We start from the raw sequence: 19,164 nt of genomic DNA on the forward strand, positions 1-19,164 counted from the left end.
AGAAAGCGCTTCCTCGTCGGCGCCGCGAAGGATTCGGCGCGCGAATAAAAAATTTGTCGCAGGCGCCGTCGCAGGCTTGACTCTATCGGGCGATCATAAAGCCAAATAGTCGCGCGCCCGCTCATTCCGGCTGAAAATCAAGCGCGACGCCATTGATGCAATAGCGCAGGCCGGTCGGGGGCGGCCCATCGTTGAAGACATGGCCGAGATGCGAGCCGCAGCGGCTGCAATGGACTTCCGTGCGCACCATGCCGTAGCCGCGGTCGACATGGGAGCCGAGCGCGCCGAGCAGCGGATCGAAAAAGCTCGGCCAGCCCGTTCCGCTTTCGAATTTCTCGGCGGAGCGAAACAGCGGCTGGCCGCAGCCCGCGCAAGTGAAAGAGCCCCGCCGCTTCTCATGGTTGAGCGCGCAACTGCCCGGCCGCTCCGTGCCGTGTTGGCGCATCACCTCATATTGCTCGGGCGTGAGCAGCGCGCGCCATTCGGCGTCGGTGCGGGTGACGGGAAAGCTTTCTTCGGTCATGGGCAGCCTTTCCGAGAACAGGGGAATTGGACCTAATCTTATGTCGGCGTCCGGCTTTCGCCAGAGGGCGCCGCCGGATAGAGTGGCCTTCTTGCGGCGCCAACCATGATTCGAGAATGACTGACAAGAAATTCGACGCCGTGGTGATCGGCTCGGGACTGGGCGGATTGACGGCGGGGGCGCTGCTCGCGCACGCCGGCTATAGCGTCTGCCTGCTGGAGCGCAATTTCAGCCTCGGGGGCGCGGCGTCCGTCTATAAGGTGGGCGACCTCACCGTCGAAGCCTCTCTTCATCAGACCTCCGACGCGCGCAATCCGCGCGACGCCAAGCACGATATTCTCAGCAAGCTCGGCATTCTCGACGAAATCGAATGGCTGCCAACGGGCGCGCTTTATAAAGTGCGCGGCGGGCCGGTGGGAGAACCCTTCGAACTGCCCTTCGGCTTCGCCGCCGCTCATGACGCGCTCGCCGCGCGTTTTCCCGACAAGCGCGCGGGGATCAAACGGTTTCTCGGCGAGGTCGAGCAGATCCACGACGCGCTCTGGACATTGAAACAGGCGCGGGAGGAGGCCTCGCTCGCCAAATTGGCGCGCGGCCTTTGGGAAGTCGCTCCCGCCGCCGCCGGCTGGGTGAATTCGCTCGACGAGATCATGGAGCGCGATTTTGCCGGCTGCGAAGCCTTGAAATGCGCGCTCGGGGCCAATCTCGCCTATTACGGCGACGATCCGCGCCGGCTGTGGTGGATTTTCTACGCCCTGGCGCAGGGCGGCTATATCGCCTCCGGCGGCGCCTATATTAAAGGCGGTTCGCGGCAGTTGAGCCTTAAGCTCGCCAAGGCCATCACCAAATCCGGCGGCGTCGTGCGCATGGGCCGGCTCGTCAACGCCATCGAAACCGACGCCGACGGCGCCGCCGTCGCGATCCGCCATGTCGCGCGACGCGCCGGCGACGACGAAGAACGCATCGAGGCGGGGGTCGTCATGGCGAATTGCGCCCCCTCCGTCGCCGCGGCGATGATGGAGGCCCCGGCGCGCGCCAGGATGGACGAAGCTTTCGGCAAGCGGCGGCTCTCGACGTCGCTTTTTTGTGCCAATTTCGGCTTGAGCGCCAAGCCCGCGAGCGTCGGGCTGACGGATTTTTCGACCGTCGTGCTGCCCCAGAATATGCAGCGATTCGACCAATATGGCGACGGCGCGGGCGCGATGGCGGACGACCCCAAGGGGGCGCTGCCGCTCCACACGATCGCCAATTTCACCGCTGTCGATTCAGGCCTGTGGGACGAGCCGCCGATCCTTGTCGCCGTGCTCGGCCTCGACCGCCTCGCGAATTGGCAAGGGGTCGAGCGCGAGGCGGCGGTCGCGCGGCGCGAACGCTGGCTCGACGCCATTCAGCAGTCGCTCGATCGCGACTATCCGGGGTTCTCGGGTCTCGTCACGACGCGCATGCTGCTCAACGCCCATTCGATGGCGGGCTATCTCAACACGCCTGAGGGCTCAGTCTACGGCTTCGCGGCGCTGCCAGCCGAGGAGCCGATCCTGATGGGCTTTCCGCGCACGCCTCTGACGCCGATCGCCGGGCTTTATCTCGCCTCGGCCTTCGGCGGCGAACATGGCTTCAATGGGGCGATGCTGTCGGGGGCGGAAGCCGCGCGGCTTGCCGAAACACGGCTTGCGGGCGCGAATTGAAGGCCCGCCCGACGCCGAGAGTATAAACTGGCTTTAATATATTGAATTGACTTATTTTATGGGCTGAACTGCATGCGCTTCGGCAAAAACATGCGCGGCGCGGGCTTCCGATTTTCGTCGGCGCCCGCGCCGTTGGCGCGAAGGCGATCTAGCGTTTGCGCTTCTTGCCGCCGCCCGTGGACGGCGCGACGCCCAATTCACGCTGGCAGGCGGCGCTGACCGAGCCCACATTCGCTCTCAAGCATTTCTCGATGGCGATCGCGTCGGGAACGTAAGCGTCGCAGATGCGATGCGCGTCGCTCTCGCAGGCCTCGCGCTGCTCCGGCGTTCCCTGGGCAAGAACCGGCGCGGCCATGAAGAAAGCCAGCATAGCCGATAGCCGCAAAAAGATGCGCATTCAGATCGTCCTTCCGTTGAGAGACGCTCCGGGGCCGGAGGGAACCACACGCGCGAAAGACCATGCGCGCCTCCCCGAGCGACAAAGGAACTTGATTGCATCGCGCCGGCTCGGAATCAAGTCGCATTTATTCCTTGCCGCGCGCGACGCCCTTCGGGAAAAATTCCGACGCCGCGGGCGATGGCTTCCCTCCCCGCATGGCGCGGCGCGAAATCCTTGCGCAATCAATTTGACTTCAACTCATTCCGGTTTGGGCGACTTTTGGCTTTGGCGGCGATTTTGGCTAAATTCCCGTCGATCTGCTTTCGCGGGAAAACGCGCCCATGCCTTCCTTCCCCGCCTTGAAGACGCCGCATCAAATTGCGGGACGCCGATGACGCAAGCGGCGCGCATCGAGGGCTGGCGCTTCCTCCTGCTCAATGCGGCGGCGGGGGCGGCCAATGTCGTCATGCTCTCCAACGTGCCGGGCTATACGGTGCTCGCGCCCTATGCGGCCGGGAGCCTGCAGGGCGTGACGCCGAGCTACGGAACCTGGGCGACGACCGATCATATGATCGGCATCGCCCTCGGCCTGCCGCTCTCGCGCTGGCTTGCGACGCGCTTTGGCGATTATCGCGTCCTCATCGGCGCGCTCTGCGCCTACGCCCTCGCCTCGGTGCTTTGCGCGGCGAGCGAGACGATCGGCTTTTTTGCCGCCGCGCGCTTTCTCCTCGGGCTGATGGGCGGAATCGCCCTGCCGCTCGCGCAATCCGTGACGCTCGCCCAGTATGCGCCCGAGCGGCGCACGCTTGGCGTCGGCTTTTGGGGCGTCATGAGCATGGCGCCTTTCACGGTCGGCGTGTTCATGGGCGGCTATTGGGCCGAATATTTCGACTGGCGCTGGATGTTTTTTTCCAATGTCGTCGTTTCGCTCGGCGTAGCGGGCGTGATGCTAACGCTCTTCTATGGGCGCGCCGTCCCGCGCCGCATCGCGCGCTTCGACACTGTCGGCTTTCTGCTGCTCGGAGCGATCCTCGTCGGCGCGCAAAGCATCCTCAACATGGGCAATGATTTCGACTGGTTCGGATCGCCGCTGCTCACCTGGCTGTTGCTCGTCGTGCTGCTGGCGCTGCCCCTTTTCATTTTCTGGGAGTTCGGCGAGCGGCGCCCGGCGCTCGATCTGCGCCTGTTTCTGCGCCGCAATTTCGCCATCGCGACATTTTGCTCGCTCGTCGGCTTTCTCGTGATCCAGGGCCTGCTCTCGGTCTTCGTCGTGCAATTGCAGGTTCTGCTCGGCTACACCTCCTCGCATGCGGGCATGGTCTATCTGATGATGATTTTCCTCGCCATGGCGACCGCCGCGGTGGTTCACGAATTGTGCAAGAACGTCGACGTGCGGCTGATCGTGTTTCTCAATTTCATCGGCCTCGCCGTGACTTTCGTCTGGATCGGCCAATACGACAAGAACGCTTATTTCGACGACATCGAAACGCCGATGTTTTTCTTCGGCTTTTCAATCGCCATGTTCTTTGCGCCGCTCGCGGCGCTGGCCATGACCGGCCTTTCCGGCGAGCGGCTGATCCGCGCGGCGGAGGAGCTCGCCATGCTGCGCACGGTCTTCGGCGCCTTCGGCATCACGCTGCTGGGCGTCGTTTTCTTCAGACGGACGCCCTTCCATCAGCTGGATCTCGCGGATCATTTCGGCGGGCGCCGCTTCGCCTCGCTCGATGTCCTTACGCCGGTTCTGGACAGGCTTCAGGCGATGGGCATGTCGGCGGACGCCGCGCGCGCCCAGGCGGGGCGGCTCATCCGTCAGCAGGCGCAGATCCTTGCGCTCAATGACGCCTTTGTCGTTGGCGCGATGGTTTTCGTCTGCCTCGCGGGCGTCGTCTGGCTCGCCTATCCGAGCCATGCGCCTAAGAAGAGGGATGAGGACGAATTGACGCGCCTCGCCGCCGAGGAGCTGATGGAGCAGCCGTGAGGGTCATTGACCTTCCCTCGGCAAGGCCCCCGTTTCCTCGATGCCGAGAGAACGGGCCGGATCAGCCGAGAATTCGTCTTTCAGCTCGACGCCCGATATTTTCCGGCGGCGCGCCTCGGCGGCGAGATAGAAGAGCCTCGCCGCCGCCTCGACGTAGGACATGCCCTGTTGACGTATATTGGACAAACAATTGCGCTCGGCGTCGCTGCGGCCGACGCGCGGCCCGAAGGTGAGATAGACGCCGAGACTGTCGGGCGATGACAACCCCGGGCGCTCTCCGATGAGGACGGCCACGAGCTTTGCGCCGAGGATATCGCCGATTTCGTCTCCGATCGCGACGCGGCCGCGCTGAACGACGACGACGGGCCCGATCCGCCAACCATCGCTTTGAAACGCTGGCAGCGCGGCGTCCAGCAGGGGCGCGGCGTGAGCGGCGATCGCGCGGGCGGAAAGTCCGTCGGCGATGACGAAGACGAGATCATAGGCGCCCGAAAACGCCGCCAACCGCGGAGGGGCGGATTCATCAAGGCGTCGCCCGAGATCCGGACGCATCAAATAGACGCGTCCGCTCGAGGCGGCGCTTTCGACGCAGATCGTCTCCAGCCCGCGCGCGCGCAGTCGCTGCGCGAGCGCGTCGGCGTCGAGACGATCCTCGACGGCGTCGCGCGCCTGCGCATGCGCCAATTGGAATGCGAGACTGGCGTCCGTCGCGACCGCCGCGCCGGCGCTGGGCAGGAAGATGCGCGCCGGCGTCGAGGCGCGCAGCGGCGCCAGGCGATTATCGAGCGCGGGCGGCTTACCCACCATGGCCTAAGCGCTCGCCAAAAGACGCAGGAAAGGCGCCGGGAGGGATTGCGATGGCGCCGCTTGGTCGGAGACCTGCATCTCCCGCAGCCATTCGGCGAATTCGGGCGCGGGGGTCAGATTCAACACGCGCCGCATCGCGGCGACGTCGTGATAAGAGGTGCTTTGGTAATTCAACATGATGTCGTCCCCGCCCGGAACGCCCATGACGTAATTGACGCCCGCGACGGCGAGAAGCGTCAGCAAATCGTCGATGTCGTTCTGGTCGGCTTCCGCGTGATTGGTGTAGCAGGCGTCGCAGCCCATGGGGAGGCCGAGCAGCTTCCCGCAGAAATGATCTTCGAGCCCGGCGCGAATGATCTGCTTTCCGTCGAAGAGATATTCCGGTCCGATGAATCCGACGACGGTATTGACGAGGAGAGGCTCGAAGGCGCGGGCGACGCCATAGGCGCGCGCTTCGAGCGTCTGCTGGTCGCAGCCGTGATGGGCGTCCGCCGACAGCGCGCTGCCCTGGCCGGTCTCGAAATACATGACGTTGTCGCCGACGGTTCCGCGCCGCAGGCCGCGCGCCGCTTCATTTGCTTCTTTCAGGACGGCAAGATCGACGCCGAAGCTGCGGTTCGCCGCCTGCGTCCCGGCGATGGATTGAAAGACGAGGTCGACGGGCGCGCCTTGTCCGATGAGTTGGAGCGTCGTCGTCACATGCGTCAGCACGCAGGACTGGGTGGGAATGTGGAGCGACTGACGCAACTCGTCGAGGAGCAGCAGCAGATCAAGGCAGCGTTGCGGACTGTCCGAGGCGGGATTGATTCCGATGACCGCGTCGCCGTTGCCGAGCAGCAGACCATCGATGACGCTCGCGAGAACGCCCTTGAGATCGTCGGTGGGATGATTGGGCTGAATGCGGGAAGAAAGCGCGCCGGGCAGTCCGATCGTGTCGCGAAAGCGCGTGACGACTCGGATTTTCGCGGAGATGGCGACCAAATCCTGATTGCGACAAATTTTGGCGACGGAGGCCGCCATTTCCGGCGTGATCCCTTTCGCCAAAGCGGCGAGAGTCTCGCCTGTCGCGGCGTCGGAAAGAAGCCAGTTACGAAACTCTCCGACCGTGAAGCTCGCAATCGGCGCGAAGGCCTCGCCCTCATGCGTGTCGAGGATGAGCCTTGTCACCTCATCGTCTTCATAAGGGATCAACGGTTCTTTAAGGAAGGTCGATAAGGGGAGATCGGCGAGCCGCATCTGCGCCGCGACGCGCTCGACCGCGCTCTCCGCGGCGACGCCCGCCAGACAGTCGCCGGATCGCAGCGGCGTCGCTTTCGCCATCAGCGATTTGAGGTCGTCGAACCGATAGCGGGTTCCCTGGACGTCTATCGTGTACATGGGTAGGCGCCTTGACGACGGTGTGTATAAAGGTAATGGCCAACAGCCGGCTTGTCACCCTCCTGACGCCACTTTAGTCTGATCGGATTAGCGACGAGGAAAAGCCAGCATGGCCGCAGATGCGCCGGATCCCGAAATGCTGATCCGCGCGCTTCCGATCTGGACCGGCGCCGTCGAAATCGAGCCTTTGCACGGCGGCATCACCAACAAGAATTATCTCGCGAAAGAAAAGGGTCGCCGGTTCGTCGTGCGCTTCGGCGAGGACATCCCCGCGCATGGAATCATGCGCTTCAACGAATTGGCGGCGGCGAGGGCTGGGGCGGCCGCGGGGATTTCGCCGGAAGTGATCTACGCCGCGTCGCCCTTTCTCGTCATGGAATTTATCGACGGGCGAACCTACGGTCCCGAGGACATTCGGCAGAATCTCCTTCGTTGCGTCGCGCTCGTAAAGCGCGCGCATCGCGACATGCCGGACCACCTTCGCGGCCCGACGCTCTCCTTCAACGTCTTCCACGTGATCCGCGACTATGCGCGTACGCTCGCCGAGGAGGGCGGCCGCAAGACTCGCGACCTGCCGCAATTTCTCGAACGAGCGAAAAAGCTGGAGCGCGCCGTCGGGCCGATCGATCTCGTCTTCGGCCACAATGATTTGCTCGCGGCGAATTTTATCGACGACGGCCAGCGGCTCTGGCTCGTCGATTGGGATTACGCCGGCTGGAACACGCCGCTTTTCGATCTCGGCGGCCTGTCCTCGAACAATGGCTTCGACGCCGGCGACGACGAGACGATGCTCGGCCATTATTTCGAAGCCGCGCCGACGGACGAATTGCGGCGTCATTTCCGGGCGATGCGCTGCGCCTCGCTGCTGCGCGAATCCCTGTGGAGCATGGTTTCGGAGATCAAGTCGACGATCGACTTCGACTATGTCTCCTACACCGAAGAAAATCTGCGGCGTTTCGAGGCCGCCTATGGAGAAATGGAGGCTTAATGACCGACCTGCCGCGCAGCGCAAAAGTCATCGTCGTCGGCGGCGGGATTGTCGGATGTTCGGTCGCCTACCATTTGGCCAAGCGCAATATCGAAGTCCTGCTGCTGGAAAGGCGTCAATTGACGTCGGGCTCGACATGGCATGCTGCCGGCCTCATCGGGCAATTGCGGACGAACGCCAATATCACGCGTCTCCTCGGCTACTCCGTCGAACTTTATGACAAGCTCGAAGCGGAGACCGGCTTTGCGACAGGCTGGAAACGCAATGGCGGCCTGCGTCTCGCCTGCAATGCGGATCGCTGGATCGAGGTGAAGCGCCAGGCGACGACCGCCCATAGTTTCGGCCTGGAGATGCATCTCCTCGGACCCAAAGAGGCGCAGGCGCTCTGGCCGTTGATGAATGTGGATGACGTCGTCGGCGCCGCCTTCCTGCCGACGGACGGACAAGCCAACCCTTCCGACATCACCCAGGCGCTCGCCAAGGGGGCCCGTCTCGCCGGCGCGAAGCTGATCGAAAATGTCGCGGTGACGAATATCGTCGTCGAAGACGGGCGCGTCAGGGCGCTGGAGACCGATGGGGGACGCATCGACTGCGAAAAGGCGGTTCTCTGCTGCGGACAATGGACGCCGCGTTTGGCTCGGCGGGCGGGCGTCAGCGTCCCGCTCGCGCCCATCCATCACCAATATATCGTCACCGAGCGCATCGAGGGCGTGACGGCCGATCTGCCGACGCTGCGCGATCCGGATCGCCTCACCTATTACAAGGAGGAAGTCGGCGGCCTCGTGATGGGCGGCTATGAGCCGAATCCCATTCCCTGGAGCGGCGCGCATGTCCCCGACGACTTCGCCTTCCGCCTGCTCGAAGACGACTGGGACCATTTCGAACCCATCATGGAGCTTGCGCTCGGCCGCATTCCCGCGCTCGCCTCGGCCGGCGTCAAGCAGATGATCAACGGCCTCGAAGGCTTCACGCCGGACGGCAATTGGATGATTGGCGAGGCGCCCGAGGTTCGCAATCTCTTCGTCGGCGCCGGCTTCAACGCTTTCGGCATCGCCTCGGCCGGCGGCGCCGGCATGGCGCTCGCCGAATGGGCGGCGGACGGCGAACCGCCTTTCGATCTTTGGGCGGTCGATATCCGCCGTTTCGGCCCCAATCACCAGGACCCGGAATGGGTGCGCATACGCACGCTCGAGGCCTATGCGCGGCATTATTCCATCGCCTGGCCGGCGGAGGAATATCGCTCGGGCCGGCCCTTGCGCCGTTCGCCGCTCTACGACCGCTTAAAGGAGCGCGGCGCCTGTTTCGGCGAGAAGATGGGCTTCGAACGGCCGAACTGGTTCGCCGACCTCGCCGCCGGCGAAGCCGCGGAAGATCGCTATTCCTTCGCCAAGCCCGGATGGTTCGAGGCCGTGGGACGCGAACATCGCGCCTGTCGCGAGGCCGCGGCCCTCTTCGATCAGACGAGTTTCGCCAAGGCGCTGCTGATTGGGCGTGACGCGGAAGCGGCTCTGTCCTGGATCGCGGCGAATAATGTCGCCAAGCCGCCGGGCAGCGTGATCTACACGCAAATGCTGAACCGCAAGGGCGGGATCGAATGCGATCTCACCGTGACGCGCCTCGACCGAGATCGCTATTACATCGTCACCGGGACGGGCTTCGCGACGCATGATTTCGATTGGATCAGGCGATCCATTCCGCAAGGCATGGACGCGACATTGATCGACGTGACCTCGGCGCGCGCCGTGCTCGCGCTCATGGGGCCGCGCGCGCGCGACATACTCGCCTCCTGCTGCGCGGAGGATGTATCCAACGCCGCCTTTCCCTTCATGACGGCGCGGGAGATTCGCGTCGCCGGCGCGCCGGTGATGGCGATCCGCGTCACCTATGTCGGCGAACTCGGCTGGGAGCTGCATATTCCCGTCGAATTCGCTATCTGCGTCTACGACCGGCTGATGGCGGCCGGAGAGAATTTCGGCCTCGCGAACGCAGGCTATCGCGCCATCGAATCGCTGCGCCTGGAAAAAGCCTATCGCGCCTGGGGCGCCGACATCGGTCCGGATCACTCGCCGCTCATGGCCGGGCTCGGATGGGCGGCGAAATTGAAATCGGACCAGCCGTTTCAGGGGCGCGAGGCGCTCGAACAGGCGGCGAGGAGCCCGCCGCCGCGCCGGCTCGTCGGCTTTTCGGTCGAAGATGCCGACGTGACGCTGCTGGGACGGGAGACGATCTATCGCAACGGCGAACGCGTGGGCTGGCTCTCCAGCGGCGGCTTCGGCTACTCGATCGGAAAGCCGATCGGCTATGGCTATGTGCGCCATGAGGCCGGCGCGACCTTGGAATTCGTACGCGCCGGCGACTATGAACTGGATGTAGCCGGCGAACGCGTTCGTGCCTTCGTTTCGCTCGAGCCTTTTATCGATCCTAAGGGAACGCGCGTTCGCGCGTGACGCGGGCGTATAGAGCAGGTTCCGAAAAAGTTGACAGACTTTTTCGATGAGAACCTGCTCCAATATTTTGATTTTGAGCGATTCCTTATCGATCACATGATTCCATGTGATCGATAAGCGCTCTAGGCGCAGTCGGAAGCGACGATGACCGAGAAAAAATCTGGCGCAGCGGAATGCCGGGAAATTGATCTTGCGGCCTATCCTCGTCGGCGCCTTTACGAGGCCTTTCGCAGCCGAACCGTTCCCGTATTCTCGATCACGACGACTGTCGAGATAACGGCCCTTAGACGGCATATCCGCGCGCGCCAATTGCGGTTCTATCCCGTCCTCGCTTTTCTGATCGCGAGAGCGGCGAATGAGGTCCCCGAATTTCGCCACAGGATCGTCGCGGATCGGCTGGTCGAGTTCGACCATGTCCACCCGTCGCTCACGGTGCTCTTGGACAATGACACATTCGGTTTCGCCGACGCGGACTATACGGGAAACTTCGCCGCCGACTATGCCTCGCTCCAAGAAGCGATCGAGCGCGCGAAACAGTCTCCGAACCAGGATAAAACGGACGGACGCGACCAGCGAATTTTCCTCACCAACCTTCCCTGGTTCGGCTTTTCATCGATACATCACCCTTATGAAGCGAGTTATGCGTCGATCCCGGTCATTACGACCGGGAAGATACACAGCGAGGCCGGCCGGGAGACGATGCCCTTGGGCGTCCAGGTCCATCACGGCCTTGTCGACGGGCTGCACATCGGGCGCTTCGTCGAAAAGCTGAGCGGCTACTGCGCCGAACCTGAGAAATGCCTGTTAGAAGCGTCAAGGTGATCGGCGCTATCCGGCGGCCAAATTGCGCAGCTTGCGAGCGACGTTTTCAGCGCCGTCCCGTTGTGACAAGAGCGCGGCAAGACCGTAAAAATGAGGGTGGGATCGTTTTCGAGGCGTCTGATAAAGTTAGACTAAATCAGGACCTTAAATGGTGGGCGGCACAGGGATTGAACCTGTGACCCCTCCCGTGTGAAGGGAGTGCTCTCCCGCTGAGCTAGCCGCCCGTCGCGCGTCTTACGCGTCTCGCGCATTTGGCGCGTCGCCAATCCTGTACGGGAGGGCGAGGCTCCCCGTCAAGTATGCGCCGCGAAGAGCGCCTGCGTCGCATCCCATAATTCGTCGAAATGCGAGATCACCCGGTCCGGCGAAAAAGCCGCGACCGGCGTCTCCGTATAGCCGAAATCGACGGCGATGGCGGGCGTTCCGGCGGCGCGCGCCGTGTCGATGTCGGTCTTCGAATCCCCGACCATCGCCGCCCGGCGCGGATCGCCGCCGGCGGCGTCGATCGTCAAGAGAAGCGTGCGCGGATCGGGCTTATGCATGGGAAAGCTGCCGCGCCCGCAGATCGCCGCGAAACGGTCGGCCGCCGCGAGCTTTTCCAAAAGCAGCCGCGCGAGGCCCTCTGGCTTATTGGTGCAGACGGCGAGGCGGAAGCCCGCCTCCTTGAAGCGGTCGAGCGCCGCGAGCGCCCCGGGGAAAAGCCGGCTCTCGTCGGCGATATGGTCTTCGTAATGGGCGAGGAAATCCTTGACCAGCGGCTCCACGCGCTCGGGCGCGAGCGGCGCCCCGGCGCGCAAGGTAAAGCCGCGCTCGACCAGCGCCCGCGCCCCGGCGCCCACAAGCGGGCGCCCGATGTCGAGCGCGAGCGGCGCGAACCCCGCGCGCGCGAGCAGCGCATTCAGCGTTCCGATCAGATCATGGGCGGTGTCGGCCAAAGTGCCGTCGAGATCGAAGACGAGGATCGGGGGGCGCGGGTTCATGGCCGCTTGGCTAGCCGCGCTGGCGCGCCGGATCAAGCGCGGCGGAGCGCATCACGCGAAATTTGCCTGCCGAGAGCGCTTCCCGATCAGATGAAATCATGTGATCGATAAGGAATCGCTCAAAATCAAAATATTGGAGCAGGTTCTCATCGAAAAAGTCTGTCAACTTTTTCGGAACCTGCTCTAGCCGTCAAACTCCGCGTATAGACTGCGCCGACCGATTCGCGACAGGGAGAGCGCCAAGATGCATGGGACGCGCCATAAGCATAAGCAGCGATTTGGCTTTCCGGGGATTTTGGCGTTCGCCGCCGCGCAAGTCGCCATGCCGGCGGCGGTCGCCGGGAATTACGAATTCCTCGCCGCGCCGCAGACGGACCTCAATCGCGTCTTCCGGCTCGACCGCTCGAATGGCGAGGTCGGCGCCTGCCAATATGGCCTCAAAGAGGGCGCGCCGATGGGCGTGACGCTCTGCTATCCCCCGGGCGAAGGCGCCAAGGCCGGACCTTTCGGCGAATATGCGCTGGTCGCCTCCCGCCACACGGGCGAGGGCGGCGTGTTTCGCGTCGATCTGCGCTCCGGGATGATGTCCATCTGTTTCGTCTTTAACGAACGTTCGGTGGTCTGCACGCCGCAGGCGAAATAGACGAAGCGGAGCGCAAGACGGCATGAGCGTGGTTTCAGCGGAAGGGATGAAGCGCGCCGCCGCAAGGGCCGCGCTCGCGACGGTGACGCATGGCATGCGGCTCGGCCTCGGCACAGGATCGACGGCGGCGCATTTCGTCGATCTCCTCGGCGCGCGCGTAAAGGAGGGCCTCTCGGTCGTCTGCGTGCCGACCTCCGAGCGCACGAGAGCGCAGGCCGAAAGCCTCGGGCTGACGCTCTCGACGCTGGACGAAACGCCGCAGCTTGACCTCGCCATCGACGGCGCCGACGAATTCGACGCGTCGCTTCGCCTTATCAAGGGCGGCGGCGGCGCGCTTTTGCGCGAGAAGATCGTCGCCGCGGCGTCGGAGCGCATGTTCGTCATCGCCGATGCGACGAAAGAGGTGAAGACGCTCGGCGCCTTTCCCCTGCCCGTCGAGATCGACCGTTTCGGCGCGCGCGCCACCTTTCTGCATATCGAGCGCGCGGCGCGCGGCCTCGGCCTCATCGGACCGCTGACCCTGCGCGAGACGGCGCCGGGCGAACCCTTCGTCACCGACGGCGGCCATTACACGGTCGACTGCGCTTTCGGCGCCATCGACGACCCCGACGCGCTCGCAACGCGCCTTTCGGCGATCCCCGGCGTCGTCGATCACGGCCTCTTTATCGGCCTCGCGACGGCGATTATCGTCGGGGTTAGCGACGGCGTGCGCATCATCGGCGACATATCGGGCGAACTCTCGTGACATTTGACTACGACCTCATCGTCATCGGCGCGGGCTCTGGCGGCGTGCGCGCGGCGCGCGTCGCCGCGAGCCATGGCGCCAAAGTCGCCATCGCCGAAGAATTTCGCGTCGGCGGCACCTGCGTCATTCGCGGCTGCGTGCCCAAAAAGCTCTATGTGCTCGCGAGCCGTTTTCGCGACGAATTCGAGGACGCCGCGGGCTTTGGCTGGCGCGCCCGGGATATTTCCTTCGACTGGCCGACGCTCGTCGCCGCCAAGGAAAAGGAGATCTCGCGCCTCTCCGGGCTTTATGTCGAAACCCTCGCCAACGCCGGCGTCGAGCTTATTCGCGCGCGGGCGACAGTGGCCGGCCCGAATGACGTGCGCTTCTCCGACGGCCGCACGGCGCGGGCGCGCTATCTTCTCGTCGCGACGGGCGGCGCGCCTGTACTCGCGCCGCATATTCCCGGCATTGAATTCGGGATCTCGTCGAATGAGATTTTCGATCTGCCGAAATTTCCGCAACGGCTGCTTATCGTCGGCGCCGGCTATATCGCGGTCGAATTCGCGTGCGTCTTCGCGCGGCTGGGGGCGCAGACGCATCTCGCCTATCGCGCCGACCTGCCGCTGCGCGGCTTCGACGAGGATTTGCGCGGACGTCTCGCCGATGCGCTCAAATCCGCGGGCGTCGTCCATCGGCCGGGCGCATTGCCGACCCGCGTCGTCAAATGCGCGCATGGGCTCGAAGTGGAGATGAGCGACGGCGCGCCGCTCACGGTCGACTGCCTCCTCATCGCCACGGGGCGGCGGCCCCTGACGCAAAATCTCGGGTTAGAGGCGGCGGGCGTCGCCTTGCGCGAGAATGGGGCGGTCGCGGTCGACGCCCATTCGCGCAGCAATGTCGAATCGATCTACGCCGTCGGCGACGTGACCGATCGCATAAACCTCACGCCGGTCGCCATTCGCGAGGGACAGGCTTTCGCCGACACGGTCTTCGGCGCCGCGCCGACCAGCGTCGATTACGACTACACGCCAAGCGCGGTCTTCACGACGCCGGAAATCGGAACCGTCGGCCTGACGGAAGCCGAGGCGATCGCCCGCTACGGCGCTCTCGACATATATGAGACGCAGTTTCGCCCGATGCGGGCGACGCTGTCGGGGCGCGTCGAGCGCGTCTATATGAAGCTCGTCGTCGATGGCGAGAGTCAGCGCGTCGTCGGCGCGCATATCTTCGGGCCCGAGGCCGGCGAGATGGCGCAATTGATCGCGATCGCGCTGCGCATGGGCGCGACGAAACGCGATTTCGACGCGACCATGGCGGTGCATCCGACGATGGCGGAAGAGCTTGTCACCTTGCGGGCGCCGGCGCGCCGGCACGCGCCGAAAGATTAGGCTTCGATCCCCTGGCGCGCCTCCTGGCGCAGGGGAACGATCCTGTCGAGCAGGGCGCGCAATTTGCGCCGCGCCGCGCCGGTCTTCGCCTCGGTGACGCGCGAGAAGAGATAGCCCGAAACGATGGCGACCCCCATCACCGAAAAAGCCACGGCGTAGTGTTTCGGCGTCGCAAGCTCGGACGCCCAGTCCCGCCCGAAGACTTCCCCCGCCGCGGCGCGCGCGAAAATCAGGATCGGCATATGGATGCTGTAGAGCGAGAAGGAAAAATCGGCGAGCGTCTTATGAAATTTGGGGCGCAGCGCCGAGAAGCCTTCGAGCGGCCCGTAGCGGAAGGCGAGCAGCACGATGATGAACAGGCATGAGGCCAAGAGATCGGTGACGTCCGGGAGCCAGGGATACGCCTCGAGAATCGGACCGCGCACGGTCAGACGGATAATCGCGACGACACCAGCGTAAAGGCCGAGCGCCAGCCAGCGCGAGCGAATGACGGCGCGGGGGATCAGTGTCGCGAAGGCGCCGCCCGCCCATAGAATATAGCCGAATCTGAACCAGCTCGGCGGGATGGAGAGCGCGACGAAAAGCGCGACGCCGAGCGCGAAGCCGCCATAGCGCACCGCCGGCGGATAGTGGCGGGCGAAAGGCAGCAGCAGCAAGGGAAAGGTGACGTAGTACCAAAATTCGCAGGCGAGCGACCATAAGGGCCCGTTGGTGCCGTAATAGGAGAAGGCGATGCCCTGCAGATTGAGAAAGCTCGCGAAAAGCAGCGTCGGCGAAAAGTGGCCTTTGAACAGCGTCCAGTCATAGACGCCGCTCCCGGCGAAGAGCCAGCGGCCGAGCGAATCGAAGACGAGCGTGAGCAGGACCGCCGGCACCACCACGAGATAGATGCGCGAGACGCGGTGGATGAAATAATCGCGCAGAAAACCCTGGCCCTTGCGCAGATGCGCCAGCACGGCGCCGCCGACGAGATAGCCGGACATCACGAAAAAGGCGAGCACGGCCTGATGGCCAAGCTCGAATGCGGAATAGAACCACCAGGCGTAAACCGGCGGCGCATGCGGCGCGCTCATGATGTCGGCGAGGTTGATGAACATATTGTTCGTATGAACCGCCAGCACGACGAGCGCGCCAAGCCAGCGGCAAGCCTCGATGAACTGTGACAATATGAACGGCATCGCCGTCTTCGCCCCTTTAAGCCGCCGCCTTCGTCGGCTTATAGCCGCAGCCAAAGCGCATGGCCAAATAAGGCGTCAACAAGGCGCCGGAAGAGTTCCAGTGAGGCGCGCCTTCGCCCAAGAGGGTCGCATTCCACGGATTTTTCATCTATAAACCGCGCTGGAACGAGATCGTTCTTGACGGACGCGCGCGCCCGTCAAGAACGTGAATCTAACGATAATTTAAGGGGATAGAGCATAATTCCGGTTCAAGACGGATTCGCGACGCGGCTCCGTCCCAGGGGATTTTGCTCTGGAGCTGCTGCGGCGAAGCCCCGAAGCGCGCCGCCGAAGCGCCGATTCGCGGAGTTTTGGAAAGTGGAACGCTGGTCGCCGGGCAGTTGGAGAGATTTGCCGATCGAGCAGACGCCGATCTATCGGGATGAGGCGGCGCTCGCCGAGGTCGAGCGGCAGCTCGCGGGCTTTCCGCCGCTCGTTTTCGCGGGCGAGGCGCGCAATCTCAAGCGCCAGCTCGCCGACGTGGCCGCCGGCAAGGCTTTCCTGCTGCAGGGCGGCGACTGCGCCGAGAGCTTCTCGGAACATTCGGCGGACAATATCCGCGACTTCTTCCGCGTCTTCCTGCAGATGGCCGTGGTGCTGACCTATGCCGCCGCCTCGCCGGTGGTGAAGGTCGGGCGCATCGCCGGCCAATTCGCCAAGCCGCGCTCCTCGCCCATGGAGAAGCAAGGCGACGTGGAGCTGCCGAGCTATCGCGGCGACATCATCAATGATCTCGCCTTCACCACGCAGGCGCGCGAGCCCGATCCGCAGCGGCAATTGCTCGCCTATCGCCAGTCGGCGGCCACCTTGAACCTCATCCGCGCCTTCGCGGCGGGCGGCTTCGCCAATCTCGAAAACGTCCATCGCTGGATGCTCGGCTTCGTGAAAAACAGCCCGCAGTCGGAGCGCTATCAAAAGCTCGCCGATCAGATCACCGAGACGCTCTCCTTCATGCGCGCCATCGGACTCGATCCCGAGCACCATCCCGAACTGCGCGGAACGGATTTCTACACTTCGCACGAAGCGCTGCTGCTCTGCTACGAGCAGGCGCTGACCCGCGTCGACTCGACAACGGGCGACTATTACGCGACCTCCGGCCATATGCTCTGGGTCGGCGACCGCACGCGGCAGGAGAATGGCGCGCATATCGAATTCGTGCGCGGCGTCAAAAATCCCATCGGCCTCAAATGCGGGCCGAGCCTCAAGCCCGACGCGCTGCTGCGCCTGATCGACGCGCTCGATCCCGAGAACGAGGCGGGCCGTCTGACGCTGATCTGCCGCTTCGGCGCCGACAAGATCGAGGAGGCGCTACCCGCCCTCGTGCGCGCCGTCACGCGCGAAGGCCGCAATGTGGTGTGGTCCTGCGATCCGATGCACGGCAACACGATCAGCGCGGCGGGTTACAAGACAAGGCCCTTCGATCGCATCATGTCGGAGATCCGCGGCTTCTTCGCCGTGCATCAGGCTGAAGGCTCCTACGCCGGCGGCATTCATCTCGAAATGACCGGCAAGGACGTGACCGAATGCATGGGCGGCGCGCGCGCCATTTCGGAAGACGATCTGCGCAACCGCTACCACACCTATTGCGATCCGCGCCTCAACGCCGAACAGGCGATCGAGGTGGCTTTCCTCGTGGCGGAATTGCTGAAGGCCGAGCGCCTCGCCCGCGGCCTGCGAGAGCAATGCGCGGCGGAATAACGCCGCGTCTCGCTCTCTGCATGGCTCTGGATGTAATTCCCGATGCGCGCTACGCGCGATCGGGAATCCAGAACATAACAAGCATTGTGGATGTCGATCTGAATTCCCAGTCAGGCCTTCGGCCCGCGAGGAACGACTTTTCTCGCGAACCGCTCGACCGGCGCGCGCAGCAAGCGGAGATACGTTAGCCCGTCGTCTCTTCGGCTTCGCTCACCGTCATCGCCGACCCGTGCCAGACGAAATCGTCGTAAATGAGCGCGTCGATGAACATCACCGGCAGCATCAGATCGCGCATGATCAGCGCGAAGGGCGTGCGCCAGTCGAGCGGAAAGCCGCAGACGCGCGCCAGCCAGATTTCGCCGCCATGCATAGAGAAGACGATCATCCCGCACGTCAGCGCGACCGCTGCGACGGAGCCTTCGAGCTGCAAGGCGGCGTAGGCGCCGAGCACGATCGCGGCGAAACTGCCGTTCATGAACTCCGGCGCGTAATGGGCGGGGAAGGTCGCGCGCCGCAGCCGCGCCCAGCGCACATGCCGGGAATAGACTTCGCGCGCCGTGCGCCGGCCGAGCGGCTGCTCGAAGGGCATGTCGACAAGGCGCACGTCCATCCGCTGCGCGCGGATCACCTTGGTCGAGGCGGCGTCCTCGGCGATCTCGCTGGCCAGCGCGCGAATGCCGCCCGCCCGGTCGAGCACCTCGCGGCGCCACATCATATTCTTGCCCTGGGCGAATCCCGCGCCGATCGCCTCGGCGCCATATTGCCAGCGCGCCTGGAAAGTATTGAGGATGGCGCATTCCACCATCGCCCAGAAGCCAGCGGGACGCGAACCGATCGGCATGGAGACGGTCATTGCCGTCCGCGCGCGGAAAGCGGCGAGCATGGTCTGAATATAATCGCGCGGCGGCAGGGCGTTCGAATCCGCGAGGATCACATGGGCGTGGCGCGCCGCCTCCCAGCCCTTGACGCAATTATTGAGCTTGGGATTGGCGCTGACGTAATCATCGCCGACAAGCAGCCGCGCCTCGCGCTCGGGATGCGCCGCGATCATCCGCTCGACCAGCGGAATGATCGGATCTGACGGCGATTGCACGCAGAAGATGATCTCGTAATCGGGATAGTCGAGATCGAAGGTCGCTCCCAGGGTTTCCTCGCTGAAAGGCTCCAGCCCCCGCAGGGGACGCACAATGCTCACCGGCGGAGCGTCCGCCGGCGGCGCCATGTCGCGCGGCCGCGCCCGACATTTTCGGGACATCAACGCCATGCTTGCGAAATTGAGGGTGAGGATGACCGCGCACCAGCCGGCGCAAATATAAGCCAAAATCATGGAGGGAGCTTTTTAAGAGTCGTAACGCAGGGCGCCGTCGCGACGGCTGGCGACGCGAGAGCCCTCGCCCGCTTTCCGGCGCGCGAGGCCGGGCCGCGGCCATTTCGATATTCCGCCTGACAAAGGCGCGATCTCTTGGCAAAAGGGAGGGGGCGCGAGAATCTTATCCTGGCGCGGC

General features: G+C 64.1%; 17 protein-coding genes and 1 tRNA gene. 9 read left to right on the forward strand and 9 right to left on the reverse strand.

Annotation, left to right across the window (positions count from 1 at the left end):
• Nucleotides 1–121: 121 nt before the first annotated feature.
• Entirely contained in the window at nt 122–523 is a 402-nt protein-coding gene (gene msrB / locus V3H18_RS04675) for a peptide-methionine (R)-S-oxide reductase MsrB (protein WP_332080763.1), read from the reverse strand.
• Between the two features lie 116 nt (nt 524–639).
• Here msrB and V3H18_RS04680 point away from each other — a divergent pair, with 116 nt between their 5' ends.
• Nucleotides 640–2,208 (forward strand): phytoene desaturase family protein, encoded by a 1,569-nt coding sequence (locus V3H18_RS04680; RefSeq protein ID WP_332080764.1) that lies wholly within the window; start codon nt 640–642, stop codon nt 2,206–2,208.
• Nucleotides 2,209–2,356: 148 nt separating this feature from the next.
• Here the strand turns inward: V3H18_RS04680 and V3H18_RS04685 are convergent, their stop codons facing one another.
• Entirely contained in the window at nt 2,357–2,605 is a 249-nt protein-coding gene (locus V3H18_RS04685; protein WP_332080765.1) for a hypothetical protein, read from the reverse strand.
• A 373-nt stretch (nt 2,606–2,978) separates the two neighbouring features.
• On the opposite strand from V3H18_RS04685, the gene V3H18_RS04690 reads away from it, so the two are divergent.
• Nucleotides 2,979–4,565: a DHA2 family efflux MFS transporter permease subunit gene (locus V3H18_RS04690; RefSeq protein WP_332080766.1), complete on the forward strand. Its 1,587-nt coding sequence runs from the start codon at nt 2,979–2,981 to the stop codon at nt 4,563–4,565.
• A gap of 3 nt (nt 4,566–4,568) precedes the next feature.
• Here V3H18_RS04690 and eutC read toward each other — a convergent pair whose 3' ends face one another.
• Nucleotides 4,569–5,372, reverse strand: a complete 804-nt coding sequence (eutC, locus tag V3H18_RS04695; RefSeq protein ID WP_332080767.1) for an ethanolamine ammonia-lyase subunit EutC — start codon at nt 5,370–5,372, stop codon at nt 4,569–4,571.
• A gap of 3 nt (nt 5,373–5,375) precedes the next feature.
• Entirely contained in the window at nt 5,376–6,749 is a 1,374-nt protein-coding gene (locus tag V3H18_RS04700; protein WP_332080768.1) for an ethanolamine ammonia-lyase subunit EutB, read from the reverse strand.
• 109 nt (nt 6,750–6,858) lie between these two features.
• Between V3H18_RS04700 and V3H18_RS04705 the strand changes: the two genes are divergently transcribed.
• The 3 genes from V3H18_RS04705 to V3H18_RS04715 all read left to right on the forward strand — a co-directional run bounded on the left by V3H18_RS04705 (nt 6,859) and on the right by V3H18_RS04715 (nt 11,006).
• Nucleotides 6,859–7,737, forward strand: coding sequence for a phosphotransferase (locus tag V3H18_RS04705; RefSeq protein ID WP_332080769.1), 879 nt, complete (start codon nt 6,859–6,861; stop codon nt 7,735–7,737).
• Nucleotides 7,737–10,184, forward strand: a complete 2,448-nt coding sequence (locus tag V3H18_RS04710) for a GcvT family protein (protein ID WP_332080770.1) — start codon at nt 7,737–7,739, stop codon at nt 10,182–10,184. Before V3H18_RS04705 ends, V3H18_RS04710 begins: the two co-directional genes overlap by 1 nt.
• A 144-nt stretch (nt 10,185–10,328) precedes the next feature.
• The gene (locus V3H18_RS04715) at nt 10,329–11,006 is read left to right on the forward strand and encodes a CatA-like O-acetyltransferase (protein WP_332080771.1); all 678 of its coding nucleotides are present in this window, start codon (nt 10,329–10,331) and stop codon (nt 11,004–11,006) included.
• A 149-nt stretch (nt 11,007–11,155) separates the two neighbouring features.
• Here the strand turns inward: V3H18_RS04715 and V3H18_RS04720 are convergent.
• The 3 genes from V3H18_RS04720 to V3H18_RS04730 all read right to left on the reverse strand — a co-directional run bounded on the left by V3H18_RS04720 (nt 11,156) and on the right by V3H18_RS04730 (nt 12,152).
• A tRNA-Val gene (locus V3H18_RS04720) sits at nt 11,156–11,230 on the reverse strand.
• A gap of 69 nt (nt 11,231–11,299) precedes the next feature.
• On the reverse strand, nt 11,300–11,986 hold the full coding sequence (locus V3H18_RS04725; RefSeq protein ID WP_332080772.1) for an HAD family hydrolase: 687 nt from the start codon (nt 11,984–11,986) through the stop codon (nt 11,300–11,302).
• A 10-nt stretch (nt 11,987–11,996) separates the two neighbouring features.
• Nucleotides 11,997–12,152, reverse strand: a complete 156-nt coding sequence (locus tag V3H18_RS04730; protein WP_332080773.1) for a hypothetical protein — start codon at nt 12,150–12,152, stop codon at nt 11,997–11,999.
• Nucleotides 12,153–12,308: 156 nt separating this feature from the next.
• Between V3H18_RS04730 and V3H18_RS04735 the strand changes: the two genes are divergently transcribed.
• From V3H18_RS04735 to gor, 3 genes are read left to right on the forward strand one after another with little or no spacing between them, the layout of a single operon-like run.
• Entirely contained in the window at nt 12,309–12,629 is a 321-nt protein-coding gene (locus V3H18_RS04735; protein WP_332080823.1) for a hypothetical protein, read from the forward strand.
• A 22-nt stretch (nt 12,630–12,651) separates the two neighbouring features.
• A complete protein-coding gene (gene rpiA, locus V3H18_RS04740; protein ID WP_332080774.1) occupies nt 12,652–13,374 on the forward strand; it encodes a ribose-5-phosphate isomerase RpiA in 723 nt (240 codons plus the stop codon).
• Nucleotides 13,371–14,744 (forward strand): glutathione-disulfide reductase, encoded by a 1,374-nt coding sequence (gene gor, locus V3H18_RS04745; protein WP_332080775.1) that lies wholly within the window; start codon nt 13,371–13,373, stop codon nt 14,742–14,744. The genes rpiA and gor overlap by 4 nt, the downstream gene beginning before the upstream one ends.
• Here gor and V3H18_RS04750 read toward each other — a convergent pair.
• Nucleotides 14,741–15,922, reverse strand: a complete 1,182-nt coding sequence (locus V3H18_RS04750; protein ID WP_332080777.1) for an acyltransferase family protein — start codon at nt 15,920–15,922, stop codon at nt 14,741–14,743. The two genes, gor and V3H18_RS04750, sit on opposite strands and share 4 nt — an antisense overlap.
• 357 nt (nt 15,923–16,279) lie before the next feature.
• Between V3H18_RS04750 and V3H18_RS04755 the strand changes: the two genes are divergently transcribed.
• A complete protein-coding gene (locus tag V3H18_RS04755) occupies nt 16,280–17,659 on the forward strand; it encodes a class II 3-deoxy-7-phosphoheptulonate synthase (RefSeq protein WP_332080778.1) in 1,380 nt (459 codons plus the stop codon).
• A gap of 184 nt (nt 17,660–17,843) precedes the next feature.
• Here V3H18_RS04755 and V3H18_RS04760 read toward each other — a convergent pair whose 3' ends face one another.
• Nucleotides 17,844–18,986, reverse strand: a complete 1,143-nt coding sequence (locus V3H18_RS04760; protein ID WP_332080779.1) for a ceramide glucosyltransferase — start codon at nt 18,984–18,986, stop codon at nt 17,844–17,846.
• Nucleotides 18,987–19,164: the final 178 nt, after the last annotated feature.

The sequence above is a fragment of the Methylocystis borbori genome, assembly GCF_036576025.1.
In the GTDB taxonomy this organism is placed as follows: Bacteria; Pseudomonadota; Alphaproteobacteria; order Rhizobiales; family Beijerinckiaceae; genus Methylocystis; species Methylocystis borbori.

Bases quoted from the DNA above. Each gene is read 5' to 3' on its own strand.
- msrB (WP_332080763.1), bottom strand. From the start codon at position 523: ATGACCGAAGAAAGCTTTCCCGTCACCCGCACCGACGCCGAATGGCGC.
- V3H18_RS04680 (WP_332080764.1), top strand. From the start codon at position 640: ATGACTGACAAGAAATTCGACGCCGTGGTGATCGGCTCGGGACTGGGC.
- V3H18_RS04685 (WP_332080765.1), bottom strand. From the start codon at position 2,605: ATGCGCATCTTTTTGCGGCTATCGGCTATGCTGGCTTTCTTCATGGCC.
- V3H18_RS04690 (WP_332080766.1), top strand. From the start codon at position 2,979: ATGACGCAAGCGGCGCGCATCGAGGGCTGGCGCTTCCTCCTGCTCAAT.
- eutC (WP_332080767.1), bottom strand. From the start codon at position 5,372: ATGGTGGGTAAGCCGCCCGCGCTCGATAATCGCCTGGCGCCGCTGCGC.
- V3H18_RS04700 (WP_332080768.1), bottom strand. From the start codon at position 6,749: ATGTACACGATAGACGTCCAGGGAACCCGCTATCGGTTCGACGACCTC.
- V3H18_RS04705 (WP_332080769.1), top strand. From the start codon at position 6,859: ATGGCCGCAGATGCGCCGGATCCCGAAATGCTGATCCGCGCGCTTCCG.
- V3H18_RS04710 (WP_332080770.1), top strand. From the start codon at position 7,737: ATGACCGACCTGCCGCGCAGCGCAAAAGTCATCGTCGTCGGCGGCGGG.
- V3H18_RS04715 (WP_332080771.1), top strand. From the start codon at position 10,329: ATGACCGAGAAAAAATCTGGCGCAGCGGAATGCCGGGAAATTGATCTT.
- V3H18_RS04725 (WP_332080772.1), bottom strand. From the start codon at position 11,986: ATGAACCCGCGCCCCCCGATCCTCGTCTTCGATCTCGACGGCACTTTG.
- V3H18_RS04735 (WP_332080823.1), top strand. From the start codon at position 12,309: ATGCCGGCGGCGGTCGCCGGGAATTACGAATTCCTCGCCGCGCCGCAG.
- rpiA (WP_332080774.1), top strand. From the start codon at position 12,652: ATGAGCGTGGTTTCAGCGGAAGGGATGAAGCGCGCCGCCGCAAGGGCC.
- V3H18_RS04750 (WP_332080777.1), bottom strand. From the start codon at position 15,922: ATGCCGTTCATATTGTCACAGTTCATCGAGGCTTGCCGCTGGCTTGGC.
- V3H18_RS04760 (WP_332080779.1), bottom strand. From the start codon at position 18,986: ATGATTTTGGCTTATATTTGCGCCGGCTGGTGCGCGGTCATCCTCACC.